This is a genomic window from Allosaccharopolyspora coralli (assembly GCF_009664835.1).
In the GTDB taxonomy this organism is placed as follows: Bacteria; Actinomycetota; Actinomycetes; order Mycobacteriales; family Pseudonocardiaceae; genus Allosaccharopolyspora; species Allosaccharopolyspora coralli.
The window spans coordinates 2494518-2511027 of sequence record NZ_CP045929.1 but is presented as its reverse complement, the minus strand read 5'-3'; the positions used below and the strand labels follow the sequence as shown (position 1 = coordinate 2511027).

The 16510-nt window shown below is 68.9% G+C and carries 14 protein-coding genes; 7 read left to right on the top strand and 7 right to left on the bottom strand.

The window, feature by feature from the left end; all coding sequences use genetic code 11:
• Positions 1 to 90 precede the first annotated feature (90 nt).
• On the top strand, positions 91 to 471 hold the full coding sequence (locus tag GIY23_RS11885; protein ID WP_154076716.1) for an allophanate hydrolase-related protein: 381 nt from the start codon (positions 91 to 93) through the stop codon (positions 469 to 471).
• Between the two features lie 188 nt (positions 472 to 659).
• Here the strand turns inward: GIY23_RS11885 and GIY23_RS11880 are convergent, their stop codons facing one another.
• The 7 genes from GIY23_RS11880 to GIY23_RS11850 form a co-directional block, all read right to left on the bottom strand.
• On the bottom strand, positions 660 to 1814 hold the full coding sequence (locus tag GIY23_RS11880; RefSeq protein ID WP_154076715.1) for an XdhC family protein: 1155 nt from the start codon (positions 1812 to 1814) through the stop codon (positions 660 to 662).
• A gap of 31 nt (positions 1815 to 1845) precedes the next feature.
• A complete protein-coding gene (locus tag GIY23_RS11875; RefSeq protein WP_154076714.1) occupies positions 1846 to 3309 on the bottom strand; it encodes an NCS2 family permease in 1464 nt (487 codons plus the stop codon).
• 458 nt (positions 3310 to 3767) lie between these two features.
• On the bottom strand, positions 3768 to 4220 hold the full coding sequence (locus GIY23_RS11870; RefSeq protein WP_228717725.1) for a nucleoside deaminase: 453 nt from the start codon (positions 4218 to 4220) through the stop codon (positions 3768 to 3770).
• A gap of 82 nt (positions 4221 to 4302) precedes the next feature.
• Positions 4303 to 6633 carry a xanthine dehydrogenase subunit D gene (gene pucD, locus GIY23_RS11865; protein ID WP_154076712.1) on the bottom strand — a complete coding sequence of 777 codons (2331 nt, stop codon included), beginning with the start codon at positions 6631 to 6633 and terminating at the stop codon, positions 4303 to 4305.
• Positions 6630 to 8024, bottom strand: coding sequence for an 8-oxoguanine deaminase (locus tag GIY23_RS11860; protein ID WP_154076711.1), 1395 nt, complete (start codon positions 8022 to 8024; stop codon positions 6630 to 6632). The genes pucD and GIY23_RS11860 overlap by 4 nt, the downstream gene beginning before the upstream one ends.
• Positions 8021 to 8500 carry a (2Fe-2S)-binding protein gene (locus tag GIY23_RS11855; RefSeq protein ID WP_154076710.1) on the bottom strand — a complete coding sequence of 160 codons (480 nt, stop codon included), beginning with the start codon at positions 8498 to 8500 and terminating at the stop codon, positions 8021 to 8023. Before GIY23_RS11855 ends, GIY23_RS11860 begins: the two co-directional genes overlap by 4 nt.
• Entirely contained in the window at positions 8491 to 9372 is an 882-nt protein-coding gene (locus GIY23_RS11850; protein WP_154076709.1) for an FAD binding domain-containing protein, read from the bottom strand. Before GIY23_RS11850 ends, GIY23_RS11855 begins: the two co-directional genes overlap by 10 nt.
• A 149-nt stretch (positions 9373 to 9521) precedes the next feature.
• On the opposite strand from GIY23_RS11850, the gene GIY23_RS11845 reads away from it, so the two are divergent.
• From GIY23_RS11845 to GIY23_RS11820, 6 genes are all read left to right on the top strand, one after another.
• Positions 9522 to 11075 carry a PucR family transcriptional regulator gene (locus GIY23_RS11845; protein ID WP_187351853.1) on the top strand — a complete coding sequence of 518 codons (1554 nt, stop codon included), beginning with the start codon at positions 9522 to 9524 and terminating at the stop codon, positions 11073 to 11075.
• A 429-nt stretch (positions 11076 to 11504) separates the two neighbouring features.
• On the top strand, positions 11505 to 12515 hold the full coding sequence (locus tag GIY23_RS11840; protein ID WP_154078792.1) for a FecCD family ABC transporter permease: 1011 nt from the start codon (positions 11505 to 11507) through the stop codon (positions 12513 to 12515).
• Entirely contained in the window at positions 12515 to 13309 is a 795-nt protein-coding gene (locus GIY23_RS11835; protein ID WP_154076707.1) for an ABC transporter ATP-binding protein, read from the top strand. The genes GIY23_RS11840 and GIY23_RS11835 overlap by 1 nt, the downstream gene beginning before the upstream one ends.
• Positions 13306 to 14307: an ABC transporter substrate-binding protein gene (locus tag GIY23_RS11830; RefSeq protein ID WP_154076706.1), complete on the top strand. Its 1002-nt coding sequence runs from the start codon at positions 13306 to 13308 to the stop codon at positions 14305 to 14307. The genes GIY23_RS11835 and GIY23_RS11830 overlap by 4 nt, the downstream gene beginning before the upstream one ends.
• A gap of 105 nt (positions 14308 to 14412) precedes the next feature.
• On the top strand, positions 14413 to 15225 hold the full coding sequence (locus tag GIY23_RS11825; protein ID WP_228717241.1) for a Rossmann-like domain-containing protein: 813 nt from the start codon (positions 14413 to 14415) through the stop codon (positions 15223 to 15225).
• Positions 15222 to 16484 (top strand): MFS transporter, encoded by a 1263-nt coding sequence (locus GIY23_RS11820; protein ID WP_154076704.1) that lies wholly within the window; start codon positions 15222 to 15224, stop codon positions 16482 to 16484. The genes GIY23_RS11825 and GIY23_RS11820 overlap by 4 nt, the downstream gene beginning before the upstream one ends.
• Positions 16485 to 16510 lie beyond the last annotated feature (26 nt).

Below are 16510 nucleotides of genomic sequence, written 5' to 3'. Positions count from 1 at the left end.
CGGCGAGGCGTCCCGGACCCCGGGGCGCCTCGCCGGTGCCTGTCTTCCTGTGTTCACACCCAACGAGTCAGCTCGGAAAGGACGGCAATCGTGGCCTTGATGTTTCTCAGCGGTGGTGGGATGCGCGGCGGAAAGCTGCACCACCGGATCGAGGGTGCGCCCTTCGTCGGACCGGCCAGAACGGCACCGCGGTACCGGATGTACTCGGTGGCCGACCAGTTCCCGGCCGTGGAGTACGTCGGCGACGGCGGCGTGTCCGTGCAGGGGGAACTCTACGATCTGCCGCTGGAGATGCTGCGCACCCAGTTGATGCCCGCCGAGCCCGCGGAACTGGAGCTCGGTCTCATCGAGCTCGCCGACGGTGCTTCGTCGCTGGCGACCGTGCTGCGTGGGAACTGGTCCGGCGCCGAGGGGCTCACCGACATCTCGCACGTCGCATCGTGGCGCGCCCATCTCGGTCTCGACAGCTGACGTGAGTAACTCCCGTCGGAGCGTCTTGCTGGGTGCGGTTGGTCGCGATCGCGTACGTGGTGACCGCTCAGCCGCTTGGCGTCTGACACGACACGACGCCAGCTCGCTTCTCTGAGGAGTTCCCGAGGACGAGGTGAACGGCACGTTCGCCTCGTCCAGTGGGGCGAGAGTGCCGTTCGCCCCATCCGCTACACCGAGCGAACGGCACGTTCGCCTCGTCTCGTGGGGCGAGAGTGCCGTTCGCCTCGCTGCGCACCGTGCGCTTCGTGGTGCAGCGCACCGTGGGACTCCGTCAGCGGCGCTCCGCTACCGCCCCGACGACGAGCCGTGATCTCGGCCGCGAACGACAGCGCGGTCTCTTCCGGTGTTCTGCCGCCGAGATCGAGGCCGATCGGCGAGCGCAACCGTGCGATCTCGTCCTCGGAGACACCCGCTTCCCGCAGCCGCCGCAGCCGATCCCGGTGCGTGCGGCGCGAACCCATCGCACCGACGAATCCGAGGTCGCGCCGCAATGCCTCGACGAGCACCGGCACGTCGAACTTGGCTTCGTGCGTCAGTACGCACACGACCGTGCGTGCGTCCGTCTCGGCCTGTGCGAGGTAGCGGTGGGGCCAGTCGACGACGACCTCGTCCGCTGCGGGGAATCGAGCCCGCGAGGTGAAGGTCTTCCGTGCGTCACACACCGTCACCCGGTAGCCGAGGAACGTGCCGAGATCGCTGAGTGCGCGCGCGAAGTCGGTGGCGCCGAAGACGAGCATCCGGGGCGCTCGCGCCCACGTCTGCACGAACATCTCGATCTCCCGGGCGTCCTCGGAGGCACACACGGTACGGACGCCGCTGCGGCCGAGTTCCAGCATTCCGGCCGCCTCGGAAACGATCGTGGCGGTGAGGTCGTCGTCGGGTTCGCGGGTCGCCGCATCGACCGCGTAGCGCCTGCCGGGAGCAACTCGGCCTCCGTCAGTCACGCTGGCCAACGCGACCGGGCGTTGCTCACTGAGCGCGGTGAGAACGGTGCCCACGGCGGCATCGTCCACCGGAACCGGCTGGACGAACACGTCGATTTCGCCGCCGCAGGTGAGTCCGACCGCGAGGCCGTCCCCGTCGGAGTAACCGAACCGCTCCCGCCGAGGTGTGCCGGTACGGAGTACGTCGAGCGCCGTGTCGTGCACGGCGGCCTCGACGCATCCGCCGGTAAGACTTCCCGCGACGACACTGTCGCCGCGGACGGCCATGCTGCTGCCCACGCCGCGGGGAGCACTGCCGACAGTGGACACGACGGTCGCCAAGGCGTACTCGTGTCCGTCCCGCGCCCACTCCCGGAGCGTCGCTGCGATGTCGTGCACGGCCTTCACACTCCATTTCGGACTGACGTGCTCACTGTCCCGCGAACAGCGCTTCGATTCCCTCGATGCCGAAGTACAGGCCGAACACGACCGCCAGCACGACGACGAACCAGTTGAGGTCGCGAGCCCGGCCTTTCGCGAGTTTGATCACGGTGAACGCGACGATGCCCGCACCGATGCCGTTGGTGATCATGTACGTGAACGGGATGAGCGTGACCGTCAAGAAGATCGGAATGACGTAGTCGCTGTCGTCCCAGGGCAGGTTGCGGCACTGGGTCATCATCATGGCGCCGACGACGACCAATGCGGGCGCGGCTGCCTGGGTGGGTACGATAGACACGATCGGCGTGAACAACAGTGCCACGCCGAACAGCCCGCCGCACAGCACGCTCGCGAGACCGGTGCGCGCTCCCTCGCCGACGCCGGCGGCCGATTCCAGGAACACCGTGTTCGGTGAGGATCCGGTCACTCCGCCCGCTGCGGCGGCGACGCCGTCGACGGTCAGGATGCGGCCCATCCCCTCGACCTTTCCGTTGCGGGTGAGCCCGGCCTGGTTCGCGACGCTGGTGATCGTCCCCATCGCGTCGAAGAACCCGGACAGCACGAGGGTGAACAGGAACACGGTGGCGGTGACGCCGCCGGCCGCGGCGAACCCGCCGACGAGGTCGATCTGCCCGAACAGGCCGAAGTCCGGTGCGGCGATCAGACTGTCCGGCAGGGTGGGCTGGATCAGTCCCCAGTTGTCCTCGGAGAGCCCGAGCGCGGAGTTCATCACGACGGCGCCCACGGTCCCGACTCCGATGCTGATGAGCATGGCGCCGCGCACCTGACGGGCCATGAGCACGATCATCAGTAGCAGCGTCGCGCAGAACAGCGCGATGGGTGCCCCCTGCAGATGTCCCTGCTCGCCCATCTGAACGGGAACTGTGGTCTCCGCCGCGTCCGGGACGCGACTGACGAAGCCCGCCTGAACCAGGCCGATCAAGGCGATGTAGACGCCGATGCCCACGGTGAGCGCGATCTTCAGGGCGTCGGGAATCGCCTCGATGATCTTCTGTCGCAGTCCGCTGACGGCGAGCACGATGATGCACAGGCCCTCCAGGACGACGAGTCCGAAAGCCTGTTGCCAGGTCATCACCGGAGCGATCGTGAACGCCACGATCGCGTTCACCCCCAGTCCGGAGGCCATCGCCAGTGGCGCGTTGCCCACGAGTCCCATGAGGACGGTCGCGAAGGCCGCCGTGAACGCGGTGGCGGTGGTGAGTTCGGCGTTCGTGAGCACACGGCCGGTGACGTCCGATGACGAGCCGAGGATGATCGGGTTGAGGATCACGATGTAGGCCATGGCCACGAAGGTCGTGAGCCCGCCCCGGAGCTCGCGGGCCACGCTGGACCCGCGCTCGGTGATGCGGAAGAACCGATCGACCCACGATGCCGCGGGGAGAGTCGGATCCGGATGGTCCGGTTGTCTGCTGGTGCTGTCGGTGTGAGTCATGGTGAGTCCTCCCGTGCCGGTGGGCGCCCCCGCCCGAGCCGTGTGGCGGGCGGACCTGTCGGGGCGTTGGTGCCAGAACCGCGCTCCGGCGTACGGGTTCCCGCCGTGCGTGGCCGGGGACGTCTTCCGTGCACGTGGCACGCACGTCCGATGGGCCGCGGGACGACCCGGTCGTCGGCCCGCGGCGTGTTCTGTCCTGGATGAGGACGGTGGGACGGTGACCGCCCCTGGTGAGTGGTCGCGCGGGTTTCGTGTTGCGGTCGGGAACTGGCCCGGTCGTCTATGCGCGCCGGACAGCAGCGGAACCGCGAACGCAGATCACTCCGCGCACTCAGAGTTCAGTTGGGAAACTGGCAGTTGTGCCCGTGGGGCACGCCTCGTACGTGACGAGCCGCAGCAAGGTGAGGGCTCCGGTACCGGACCACCCACCCAAGCTCGACAATGCCGCTCTCAGCGGATCAGTAGTCGATTCGGTCGTCTTTGGCGAGCCACGCCTCGAACGGCCGGGTGCGGTGCGGCACGTCGACCTGCTCGACCTGCATCGGCCAGACGGCGCGAGGTTTCGTTTCGAACAGGTCGTAGAACTTCCGGTCGTCGAACCCGCCGTACGCGGCGTCGTCCCGGCTCGCCGAGAACAGGATGCGGTCCATCCGTGCCCACAGCGCGGAGGACAGGCACATCGGGCAGGGTTCGCACGAGGTGACCAGGACGCATCCGTCGAGCGAGAACGTGTCCAGCTCGCGGCAAGCGTGCCGCATCGCGGTCACCTCGGCGTGGGCGGTCGGGTCGAGCAGGGTGGTGACCTGGTTGTTGCCGGTACCGACGAGCTCCCCGCCGCGGAGGACGAGGGCGCCGAACGGCCCGCCACCTCCGGCGACGCTGGTCGTCGCCAGGTCGATCGCTCGGTCCATCCACTGCCGTTCGGTAGCGGGTGCGGCAGTGGGCTGTACGGAGGTGTTCACGAAAGTCTCCTCAGAAGTGTGGTGCTGGTTCTCACGCGATGCCGGTGATGTGGCCGGGCGTGACCGGAACATGCGTCAGGCGGCGGCCGGTCGCGGCGCGAATGGCCGCGACGATGGCCGGCGTGGCCGAGATCGTCGGCGGTTCGCCGACGCCGCGCACGCCGTACGGCGCGTGCGGGTCGGCGTGTTCGAGGACGTCGACCTGCATCGAGGGCATGTCGACCATGGTGGGGATGAGGTAGTCGGTGAACGACGGATTGCGGATCGAGCCGTCCCGGACGTGGATCTCCTCCATCACGGCGAGTCCCAGTCCCTGGGCGGAGCCGCCGTGGATCTGCCCGACGACGGCCTCCGGGTTGATCGCTTTGCCGACGTCCTGGGCGCAGTCCAGCTGGACGACCTTCATGAGACCGAGCTCGGTGTCGACGTCGACGACCGCCCGGTGCGCGGAGAACGCGTGCTGGACGTGCACGAGCGCGCTCTGTCCCGTGGTCGGGTCCATCGGGAACGTGCGGCGGTGGTGGTACTCCCGGGTCTCGTCCACGGAGTCGGAGCCGAGGAGGTCCACGAGATCGACGAGAACTCCGTCCGTAGTGGACACGATTTTTCCGCCGGAGAGCGACAGTTCGCCGAGGCCCGGGCCGAAACGCTCGACGACGCGGGCGAACACTCGCTCCTGCACGGCCGCACACGCGTTCCGCACCGCCCCACCGGTGACGTAGGTCTGACGGGAGGCCGAACTGGATCCGGCCTCGCCCACGCTGGTGTCGTTGGGGTGCAGAGTCACTTTCTCCAGTCCCAGCTCGCTGCGTGCGATCTGCTGCTGGACGGTGAGCAGTCCCTGCCCGACCTCGGCGGCCGCGGTGTGCACCATCGCCATCGGTTCGCCGCCGACGATCTCGAGGCGGACCCGAGCAGTCGAGTAGTCGTCGGCGCCCTCGGCGTAGGAGACGTTCTTGATGATGACCGAGTACCCGACACCACGCACCACGTTCTCGCGCCGGGTCGTGTTCGACGCGCCCCCCGGCAGGGAGCGGACATCGGAGTCGAGCGAATCCTCGGTCGGCATCGGCAAGTTCCGCACGCGGTCCAGGAGTTCGGCGACCGGAGCCGGATAGTCGAGGATCTGTCCGGTGTGCAGAACCGAGCCGCGCCGCACTGCGTTGCGGGCACGGAATTCCACCGGGTCCATGCCGAGCGCGTCGGCGAGTTTGTCCATCTGGGACTCGTAGGCGAACGCCGGTTGCACGGCCCCGAGACCGCGCATCGCGCCGCACGGCGGGTTGTTCGTGTACAGGCCCCACCCTTCGATCCGCACGTTCGGAATCACGTAGGGGCCGGTCCCGAGGCTCGTACCGTTCCCGACGACGACGGGTGTCTTCGAGGCGTAGGCACCGCCGTCGAAGTACAGTTTCGCGCGCATGTACACGAGATCGCCGTCGTGGGTCGCACCGTGCTCGTAGTACATCGTGGCCGGGTGCCGGTGCACGTGGCCGAAGAACGATTCCTCGCGGTCGTAGACGAGTTTGACCGGACGGCCCGTGCGCAACGCGAGCATGCAGACGTGGATCTGGATGGACAGGTCCTCGCGGCCGCCGAAGGCGCCACCGACTCCCGACAACGTCATCCGGACCTTGTTCTGCGGCAGATCCAACGCCGCGGCGGTCTGCCGGAGGTCGGAGTGCAGGTCCTGCGTGGCGAGGTAGAGGTCGACCCCGCCGTCGTCGCCGGGCACGGCCAGCCCCGCTTCCGGGCCGAGAAATGCCTGGTCCTGCATCCCGACGGTGTAGGTCTCGGCGACGACGACATCGGCGGTCGCGTCGGGGTCGCCGGAGACGATCGGCTGGTAGCGCACGATGTTGCGGTCGTCGCCCGAATCGGGGTGCAGCAGCGGCACGTCGTCGTCGTGTGCGGCGCTTTCGGGATCGAGCACCGGCTCGAGAACCTCGTACTCCACCTCGACGAGGTCGAGCGCGCGCCGTGCCGTCTCGGGATGGTCGGCGGCCACCAGCGCCACCGCCTCGCCGCGATATCGGACGACGTCCTCGGCGAGGACGGGTTGGTCCACGGTCTTGAGTCCGAACAGGTTGCGCCCCGGGACGTCCTCGTGGGTGAGCACCGCGTACACCCCGGGGTGGGCCAGCGCGGGTGCCGTGTTCACGGACACGATACGAGCGTGGGGATGGGGACTGCGCAGGGTCGCTCCCCAGAGCATGTTCTCCGCCCACAGGTCCGAGGCGTAGGCGTACTCACCGCGCACTTTGAGGGTGCCGTCCGGGCGGCGTGGCGAGTCGCCGATCTCACCCGCGATCGTGTCGTCGAGATCCTGCGGCGTGCGGGTGGGTGTGGTGCGCGTGCTCATCGAAGGACCTCCTTGGGGGCTGTGCCTGTGGCGCTGGTCGGGGCGAACGCCGCGCTGGCGGCGGCGAGATCTCGAGCGACCTCGCCGGCCGGAACCGTTGTCAGTTCGCCTGCCTCGACCAGCGTGCGCCCGCCTTGTATGAGGAGTTCGAGCGGCGGCGACGCGCCGAACGCCAGCGCCGCGACGGGGTCGGCGATTCCGGCGTGGCCGATGCCGTCGACGCGCCAGACCGCCAGATCGGCGAGCTTGCCGACCTCCACCGAACCGAGTTCGTGCTGCCTGCCGAGGCACCGCGCGCCGCCGGCCGTGGCCAGCCACAACGCCTCGCGCGCGGTGAGCGCCTGCGCGCCATCCCGCAGCCGTGCGACGAGCATCGCCTGCCGGATCTCGTCGCCGAGTCCACCGTGTTCGTTGGAGGCGGCGCCGTCGACTCCGAGTCCCACGGACGCGTCGGCGGCGAGCAGATCGCGGACCGGGGCCGTGCCGGCGGCGAGCCGTGCGTTGGAGCTGGGACAGTGCGCGACGCCGGTGCCGGTCGCGGCAAGCCGAGCGACGGCGGCAGGGGAGAGGTGCACACCGTGCGCCAGCCACACGTCGGGGCCGAGCCAGCCGAGCTCGTCGGCGTACTCGACCGGGGTGCGGGCGAACTCGGCAAGGCAGCGGTGATGCTCCTCGGTCGTTTCGGCGAGATGCGTGTGCAGACGCACGCCGCGACGCCGGGCGAGCGACGCGCTCTCGCGCATCAACCGGTCGGACACCGAGAACGGCGAGCACGGACCGACGGCCACGCGCACCGCGGCATTCGGTGCGGGGTCGTGGAACCGATCGATCGCCGCCTCGGTGCCCGCCAGCGCCTCGTCGGTGTCCTCGACGAGGGACTCGGGCGGGAGTCCACCGTGCGCCCTCCCGCGGTCCATCGAGCCACGGACCAGATGCAACCGGGTGCCCACCCGGTCCGCGGCGGCGACGACCGACCCCGCGACGTCGCCGCCGTGGCGGGGGAAGACGTAGTGGTGGTCGGCGGCGGTGGTGCACCCGGACAGTGCCAGCTGGGCCAGCCCGGCGGTGGCGGCCGCCAGGGTGTTCTCCTCGTCGAGCGCAGTCCACGCCGGGTACAGCTCGGTGAGCCAGTCGAACAGCGGTGACTGCTGCGCCCGCCCGCGGGTGAGCCACTGGTACAGATGATGGTGCGTGTTGACCAGCCCCGGGGTGATGAGACACCCGCTCGCGTCGACGGTCCGCGCGGACGGGTCGAACTCGGGTTCGCCGGGTGCGACCGCGACGACGCGGTCGCCTTCGACGATGACGTGACCTTCGTCGTACTCGGTACCGGCCGCGTCGACGGTGGCGATCGCGGCGCCGGTGAGCACGACACGTGCCGTCGCGGTCATGCTTGCGACCTCTCCGCACGCCGATCGGACGCGAGCCGGACGGCGTCGAGGATCTTCTCGTACCCGGTACAGCGACACAGGTTGCCCGCCAGCGCTTCGCGCACGTCCGTGTCGGACGGTCGAGGGTCGCGTTCCAGCAGATCGTGCGCCGCGACGAGGAGCCCGGGCGTGCAGAATCCACACTGGACGGCACCGGTCTCGACGAACGCCTCCTGCACGGGGTCGAGCTGGGCGCCGTCGGCGAGACCTTCCACGGTCCCGACGTCGCGGCCTTCGGCTTGCCCTGCAGCGACGAGACACGCACACGCGGGAACGCCGTCGAGGTAGACCGTGCAGGAGCCGCACTCGCCTTGTTCACACGCGTTCTTCGATCCCGGCAGACCCAGGCGTTCGCGCAACATGTACAGCAGGCTCTCGCCCTCCCACACGTCGTCGGCCTGGTGGCTGCGTCCGTTGACGGTGACGTTCACGCGCATTGCTGCCTCCCGGCGCAGTAGTCGTTCCATGTCCATCCGAGGGTTCGGCGAGCCAGCACCCGGATCGCGTGCTTGCGATAGTCGGAGCTGCCGCGCACGTCGTCGATCGGTGCGGCGGCGGCAGCGGCCAGATCGCCGAACTTGCCGTTCACGCTGTCCGGCAGCGCTGTCGGCACGTCCCAGCGCCCGGTGTCGGCGAGCTCCTCGGCGAGGAACTGCTCCGCCTCGGTGGCTCTCCGCGGAGTCGGCGCCGCCGAGCCGAGGCCGGTTCCCACGGTCCGCTCCCGCGGATGCAGGGCGAGAGCGAACGTGCACACGGCGATCACCATCGCGTTGCGGGTGCCGACCTTGGAGAACTGTTGTGGCCCCGACGCGGCGTCGAGGTGGACCGCAGCGACCAGTTCGTCGGGTTCGAGGGCATTGCGCTTGACCCCGGTGAAGAACTCGCTGATCGACACGGTCCGAGTGCCCCGGACCGAGCACACCTCCACATCGGCTCCGCAGGCCAGCAGCGGAGGGTGGGCGTCGCCTGCGGGGGAAGCCGAGCCGAGGTTGCCGCCGACGGTGCCTCGGTTGCGGATCTGCGGTGAACCGACGGTGCGCGACGCGATCGCCAGCCCGGGCAGCCGGTCACCGAGCTCGGTGATGACGCGGGCGTACGGGACGGCGGCGCCCAGCCGGATCCGCCCGTCGTGGACATCCCATCCCGTCAGGTCGACCACGCCGCCGAGATCGAGCAAAGCGGGCGGTCGACGCTGGTCGAAGTTGAGCTCGACCATCACGTCGGTGCCGCCTGCGATCACGAGCGCGTCGGGATGCTCGGCCTTCGCGGCGAGCGCGTCTGCCCAGCTGGTGGGCCGGAGGAAGTCCACGGAACCGTCCTCGGAGTCGGTGGTGCGGGCGTGTGATGCAGTACACAGGTCGTGCGGGAACGCGCGATAGCGGCGGAACGCACGAAAACACCGGGAACGCCGGACGCCGTTATTGTGGTTTCCTACAACCGGCCGTCGAGAGGAGCGCCGTGCGGCTTCGCACCCTGTTCGACGACCCCGAGCTGGGTCTGCGGCTCTTGGCCGGGCGAGAGGAGCTCGACCGTGAGATCCGCTGGGTCTACACCACGGATCTGCGGGACCCACGGCGCTATCTGACCGGCGGTGAGCTGGTGCTGTCCGGTTTGATGTGGCGGGACGGGCCCGAGGATTCCGACGCGTTCGTCGCTGCACTCGCCGAGGCCGGGGTTGCGGCGCTGGTCGCCGGAACCGCGCGGCTCGGCAGTACGCCGCGTGATCTCGTGAACGCGTGTCGCCGGAGGCGGGTTCCGTTGCTGGAACTGCCGGTGACGGTCAGCTTCAACTCGGTCTCGGACCGGGTGATCCTCGACGTGGTGGCCGAGCGGTCCACCCCGAGCCGCGGACGCGGTCCGCTCGTGTCGGCGGTGGCCGACGGGGCCGACACCGGCGACCTCGCGCGTCTGGTGGCATCGGAATGGGGCACCGGATGCCTGATCATGTCCACGATGGACAGACTCGTCGCCGAGGCGGGGATGACAGAAGAGCTCACCGCCCCCGCCCGCCGGATGATGATCGATGCCTATTTACGTGCTTCCCGTGCGCCGGTGTTCGTGGAGCCGGAATCCGAGTCTGCGATGACGGTCTTCGGAGTCGGGAACGCGGACGAGGCCCGCGTCGCCGACTGGTTCGTCGCGATTCCGGGCGCCCACGAAGTCGACAGCGCGATGGTGGCCGAACTGGGCACGGCGCTGGCACTAGTGCGGTCCCGTCTCGACGAAGGGCGACGCGTGGCCGCACAAGCCGTCGGGACGGTCCTGCGCCTCGTCACGGAGGGAAACGGTACCCAGCCGGAGATCAACGCTCAATTGGCGGCGTTGGGCCACGACACGGCCCGTCCCGCATGGGTCGTGGCGGCCGAGGTGAGCGACGGCCCGGCGCTCACCGAGCGGATGCTGGCCGAACTCGCCGCCGCGCTCGACCTCCCGGCGATCACCGGGCGCACCGACGACGAGGTGTTCGCAGTGCTGCGCGCCCCGGACGACCCGGTCGCGGTGCTCACCGAGCTGCGCCGCCGCGTGCAGGCACTCGACCCCGCGCTGGGGAATGCCACGGTGAGTATGGGAGTGAGCGCCGCGGTCCCGGTGAACGCATTACGCGGCGCGATCGAGGAAGCACGGCACGCGCGGCTGCTGGCACGGCATCGGTTGGACCGTGGCGCGCGCTCGACGGACAGCGGTTCGCGGAGTGCGTGCGTCGTCGACGGTTCGGAGATCGCCACGCATCAGCTCCTGCTGGCGGCGGTCCCGGACACCGTGCAGGAGTCGTTCCGGAGGCGGCTGCTGCGGGACTTGCAGGACTACGACGCCGAACATCAGTCGGACCTGATCAACACGCTCGCGGTGTTCCTGGAGACGGCGTGTTCGTGGTCGCGTGCGGCCTCCCGGCTGCACGTGCACGTGAACACCCTGCGCTACCGGATCAAGCGGGTGGAGGAGATCACCGGGCGTGACCTCGGCCGGTTCGGCGACCGGGTCGACCTCTACCTCGCGCTCGAACTCGGATGATCGGCACGCGCTGCTCGGGGCCCGTGGCGGCGTGAGCCTTTTTGGTGGCTCTGGCCACCAAAAAGGCTCACGCCGGTGCGCAGTGCCGCTCTGAATTCATGCTCGTATCGCCGTATGCGAATAGATTTTCGCGGGATTTGCGATAGATCGAGCCATGCGCATTCTTTTGTTTGTTTTCGCTGGTGAACACGAGTCTTGATATTTCTTTGAGTGTGTATAGAATGCTCTTCCCGGGGGTTCGGTAACGAATGAACGACGCCGTCCACGCGGTATTCGTGGTCGGCGATGTCGAAGTGATCTGGAGGACGCCATGGACCGGCGTGGAGAAAACGCGTGCCGAGAACGGTGGTGGAACTCGTGACCGAGTCCACCGTGGAGCACGGCGAAACCGGACGGTTGCTCGACTCACCGGCCAGGTTGCGCGGCACGATGCTCGTGCTGGTCGTCGTCCTGGCACTGTCCGTGCTCGTCGCCGTCGCGTCGGGCCCTACCTCGGTCGCGCTGCCGGAGACACTGCGCTACGTGTTCGCGGCGCTCACCGGTGATCGGATCGGCTCCGACGAGGTCGCCACCTATTCGATCGTCTGGGAGGTCCGCGCGCCCCGCGTGTTGCTCGCCGTGGTCGTCGGTGCCGGACTGAGCGTGATCGGCGTCGCGGTCCAGGCGATGGTGCGCAACGCGCTCGCCGACCCGTTCATCCTGGGGGTCTCGTCCGGCGCTTCGGTGGGCGCGACGACGGTGGTCGCCTTCGGCGTCTTCGCCTCGTTGGGGGTCTACGCCTTGTCGTTGGCGGCATTCCTCGGCGCGCTCGCCGCGTCGGTGTTGGTCTACCTCGCCGCCAGGACGCGCGGAGAACTGAGCCCGCTGCGTCTGGTGCTGGTGGGTGTCGCTCTGGCGTACGGGTTCCAAGCCGTGATGAGCGTGATGGTGTTCTTCTCGCCGCACGGCGACGCCGCGCGCACGGTTCTGTTCTGGCTGTTGGGCAGTCTGGGAGCGGCAACGTGGGGGTCACTGCCGATCGCTGCACTCGCGGTCGCGGTGGCGATCGTGCTGCTGCTCGGCCGGAGCCGATCGCTGGACGTGCTGTCGTTGGGTGACGAAACCGCGGCCAGTCTCGGCGTCGACACGTCGTCTCTGCGGCGGACGTTGTTCCTGATCACGGCGGTGGTGACCGGAGCGCTGGTGGCCGTCAGCGGTGCGGTCGGCTTCGTCGGCCTGGTGCTGCCGCACGTCGTGCGCATCGTGGTCGGCTCCGAGCACGGCCGGGTCCTGATGATCGCTCCGCTGGCAGGCGGAATCTTCCTGGTGTGGGTGGATCTGCTCGCCCGCACGGTCGTCGCACCGCGGGAGCTGCCACTGGGTGCGATCACTGCGCTGGTGGGAGTTCCGGTCTTCATCACGCTGATGCGTCGTCGCGGTTACTTGTTCGGAGGTCGTTGATGCGGGTGGAATTCGATGCCGTGACGGTGCGGATGGCCGGACGCACCGTCGTCGACCGGCTGACCCTCGACGTCCGGAGCGGTGAGGTCGTCGGCCTCGTCGGGCCCAACGGGAGTGGGAAATCGACGGCGCTGCGGTGCCTGTTCGGCGCGTTGCGTCCGACGTCCGGAGTCGTCCGGGTCGGCGGTGCGGACGTCGCCTCGGTCTCGTTGCGGGACAACGCGCGCCGGGTCGCGGCCCTGACTCAGGAAAGCCGCACCGAACTCGACTTCACGGTGCGCGAGATCGTCGAACTCGGCCGATACCCGCACCTGCGCGGGAACCGGCGCCTCACGGCGCGTGAGACAGAAGTGTGCAAGGACGCGTTGCGCGCGATGGACCTGCTGGCGCTCACCGAACGCAGCGTGGTCGGTCTCTCCGGTGGTGAGCGACAGCGCGTGTTCCTCGCCCGCGCACTCGCGCAGGAGCCGGAGGTTCTCGTCCTGGACGAACCGACCAACCACCTCGACGTGCGGCACCAGATCGCGTTGCTGTCGTATCTGCGCGGATGCGGGCGCACCGTCGTCGTGGCGCTCCACGACCTGAACCTGGCCGCGGCGACGTGTGATCGCGTCGCGGTGCTCGGAGACGGAATGCTTCGCGAGTTCGCCGAGCCGGGGCTTGCGCTGCGGACCGAACTCATTCGCACGGTCTTCGGCGTGGAGGCCACGTCGATCACGCATCCGGCGACCGGCGACCCGCAGGTCCTCTACGCGCTGAGCCGACCGTCCACATCGGAAGAGGCGACATCATGAACCACCATGAGACGAATAGGGCGTATGCCGCTGCCGCGCTCGCGAGCTGCCTGCTGGCGACCGGATGCGGCGCACAGGTGCAACCGGAGTCGGAAGCCGGGCCGCCGCCGGTGACGGTGAACAACTGCGGCAAAGACGTCACCTACCCGCTCCCGGAACGGCCTGTGGCCTACGACATGAGTGCCACCGAGAAGATGTTCGCGCTGGGGCTGGCGGATCAGCTACGGGGGATCGTTCTGCCGTCCACCGCCGAAGCACCCGCCTCGCGATCGCCCTTCCGGAAGGACTACGAGTCCGTCGACGTACTCGGCACCGACGTGCTCAGCCGTGAGGTCGTGGTCGAGGCGAAGGCAGACTGGGTTCTGGCGGGCTGGAACTCCGGGTTCAGTCAGGAACGCGGCATCACGCCCGCATTGCTGGAACAGGTCGGTATCCAGAGCTATCTGTTCACCGAAAGCTGCTTCAACTATGGCGCTGAGCCGGTGCGGGTGCCTCCGCTTGAGGCGCTCTACACGGACCTGCGGCAGATCGGGACGATCTTCCGCGTGCCCGACCGTGCCGCGAAGGTGGTGGCCGACCTGCAACGGCGCGCGCAGGCGTTGCGCAGTGACCGCCCCGAAGGAGATCCGGCGAACGTGTTCGTCTACGACTCGGGGACCGATCAGCCGTTCACTTCGGGGACACAGGCGGCGCCGAGCGCGATCATCGACCTCGCCGGCGGCGAGCACGTGCCACGGGATCTGCACGAGCGGTGGACGAACGTCGGTTGGGAGAGCGTCGTCGCCGCGCAGCCGGACGTAATCACCGTGGTCGATTACGGAGACCAGCCGGTGCGGGACAAGATCGAGTTCCTGAAGTCGTTCCCGCCGCTCGCAAGAACGCCCGCGGTGCGCGAGAACCGATTCCACGTACTCGATTACGGCGAGGCCGTCAGCGGTCCGCGCAACCTCGATGCCGCAGAGGATCTGGCTGCCTATCTGCGTTCGGTCGGGCGCTGAGTGCGGGACGAAGCGCAGCCGGCGGCAGGCAAAAACACACGACGAAAGGAAAGCATGCTGTACCTCAGGGACGGTCGGGAGCACAGCGCCGAACCTGGAGCGTCGGTGGCGGAGCTGAGCGAGAACGTGCTTACGGGACGACTCGGGCCCGAACCGAGTAGGCTCGTCGCGACCAGCGTGTTCTGGCTGCACCACGGAACCCGGCTGCGAGGTGGCGGGGTCACGTACCTCAACCAGTACGTCCTCGTGCGCGTGGGCGAGGTGTTCGGTGCGTGCGCGTTCGAATCGGGCGAACTCGATCCGTCGGTCTGCCATTCGGCGTCCGGATCGACGCTGCAGACGCTGCTGAAGTCGGAGTCGTCGCCACTGCGGACCGCCGCGCTGGACGCCTACCTCGCACATCTGAGGCCGCATCACGCGGTGGGCGAGGCCGAAGAGGTGTTGCTGCCCGCCGGGACGCCGGAGGTGCGTGCGAGTGCACGAGACGCGGCGATCGCCGAAATCCTCGAGGTCGACCCCGGGAAGAAGGTCGGGCTGATCGGTGTGGTGAATCCACTCGTGGCCGCCATCCGGTCCCGCGGCGCGGAGTGCCTTCCGTGCGACCTCACACTGCGGGAGACGCACTGGGGCGACCCGGTCGCTCGGTCCATGAGCGGCGTACTCGACGAAGCCGACGCGATCGTCGCGACCGGGATGACGGTGGGCAACGGCTCGTTCGACGAGATCCTGCGGCGATGCCGACAACGGGACATCCCGCTCGTGGTGTACGCCCAATCGGCGAGCGCGGTCGCTCGCGCCTTCGTCGGGCACGGGGTGAGCGCGGTTTCGGCGGAGCCGTTCCCGTTCTCGCAGTTCAGTGCGCAACCCACCTCGCTGTACCGGTACCGCGCCGACGCCCGCGCCGGGGTGAGCGCATGAGCACAGGAGGCTCAACCACGGCGGCGCGCGACGCGGAGGCACCGGGCGCGGTCGACGACGCGGTTCCTGGAGACCTGCGGATGAGCGCCACGCTGTGGCCGCTGATGCTGGCTTCCGCGCTCGGACTGGTGCCCTTCACGGTGTTCAGCACGTTTCTGGTCCCGATCTCCGAGGACGCCGGCACGAGCGTCGCGGTGATGGGCGGGCTGCGTGGTCTCGGCGGCCTTGCCGCGCTGCTGGTCGGCACCGCTCTCGCGCCGTTGCTCGACCGTGTCTCCACGACGAGCGTCGCGGCCGGGTCCTTGCTCCTGCTGGCGGCGTCGTCGTTACTGGCCGCAATGGGGGAGTTGCTCGCACTGGCCGGGTTCTGCCTGCTGATCGGAGCGGCGACGGCGATGCTCACTCCGGCCTTGATGACCGCGGCGGCCGACCACTACACCTCGCAGCAGGCGGCGGGCCGGGCGGCGACCCTCATGACGGCCACGCAATCGCTGACCGCGATGCTCGCGGCGCCGCTGATCTCACTACCCGCCTTGGTGTGGGGCTGGCGCGGCGATTTGGTCGCCGTCGCGGCGATCGGAATCCTGCTGGCAGTCATTCTCGTGCGGCGTGGCCGAACCTCACCGTCGGCACCGGGTGGCGGGAAGTCCGCACTCGGCTACCGGGCGTCGTTCCGAGCGCTGAGTTCCATCAGCGGTGTGTTCCCGCTGCTGCTCGTCGCGTTCCTCCGGACGGCGGCTTTCATGGGCTATCTCGCCTACCTGGCCGCGTTCTACGAGCAGAGGTTCGCCTTGACGCCGACGGTGTTCGCGTTCGTGTGGACGTTGTCCGGTGCGTCGTTCTTCGTCGGCAACCTGGTCATCGGGCGCGTGGTGAACAGTGGACACTCTCGCGTGGCTCCGGAACGGATGCTCCTCGCGGGCACCGTGGCAGCCTTGTGTGCTGTCGTCGGGTTCTACTTCAGCCCAGGCCTCGCTGTGGCCCTGGTGTGCACGTCCGTGCTCGGGCTCGGCCACGCGACGGTGGCGGCGTGTGTGACCACGTTGCTGGTCCGTCGCTGCGGGAGCCTGCGTGGTTCGGCGCTGAGCCTCAACGCGGCGGGCATGAGCCTTGGAGTGTTCGTCGGCTCGGCCGCGGGCGGAGTCGGTCTGGCTCTCGCCGGGTTCGCCGGAATGGCCGTGGTTTTCGGCGTCTTGACCGGAGGCGCCGTGGTGGCGTCGCTGCTGCTGACGCGTCGTGCCGAGGTGACTGCGGCATGACGAAATCGGTGAAGAGCCGAGATGCG

Bases quoted from the DNA above. Each gene is read 5' to 3' on its own strand.
- pucD (WP_154076712.1), bottom strand. From the start codon at position 6,633: ATGAGCACGCGCACCACACCCACCCGCACGCCGCAGGATCTCGACGAC.
- GIY23_RS11820 (WP_154076704.1), top strand. From the start codon at position 15,222: ATGAGCACAGGAGGCTCAACCACGGCGGCGCGCGACGCGGAGGCACCG.
- GIY23_RS11840 (WP_154078792.1), top strand. From the start codon at position 11,505: ATGCTCGTGCTGGTCGTCGTCCTGGCACTGTCCGTGCTCGTCGCCGTC.
- GIY23_RS11860 (WP_154076711.1), bottom strand. From the start codon at position 8,024: ATGACCGCGACGGCACGTGTCGTGCTCACCGGCGCCGCGATCGCCACC.
- GIY23_RS11875 (WP_154076714.1), bottom strand. From the start codon at position 3,309: ATGACTCACACCGACAGCACCAGCAGACAACCGGACCATCCGGATCCG.
- GIY23_RS11830 (WP_154076706.1), top strand. From the start codon at position 13,306: ATGAACCACCATGAGACGAATAGGGCGTATGCCGCTGCCGCGCTCGCG.
- GIY23_RS11855 (WP_154076710.1), bottom strand. From the start codon at position 8,500: ATGCGCGTGAACGTCACCGTCAACGGACGCAGCCACCAGGCCGACGAC.
- GIY23_RS11870 (WP_228717725.1), bottom strand. From the start codon at position 4,220: ATGGACCGAGCGATCGACCTGGCGACGACCAGCGTCGCCGGAGGTGGC.
- GIY23_RS11835 (WP_154076707.1), top strand. From the start codon at position 12,515: ATGCGGGTGGAATTCGATGCCGTGACGGTGCGGATGGCCGGACGCACC.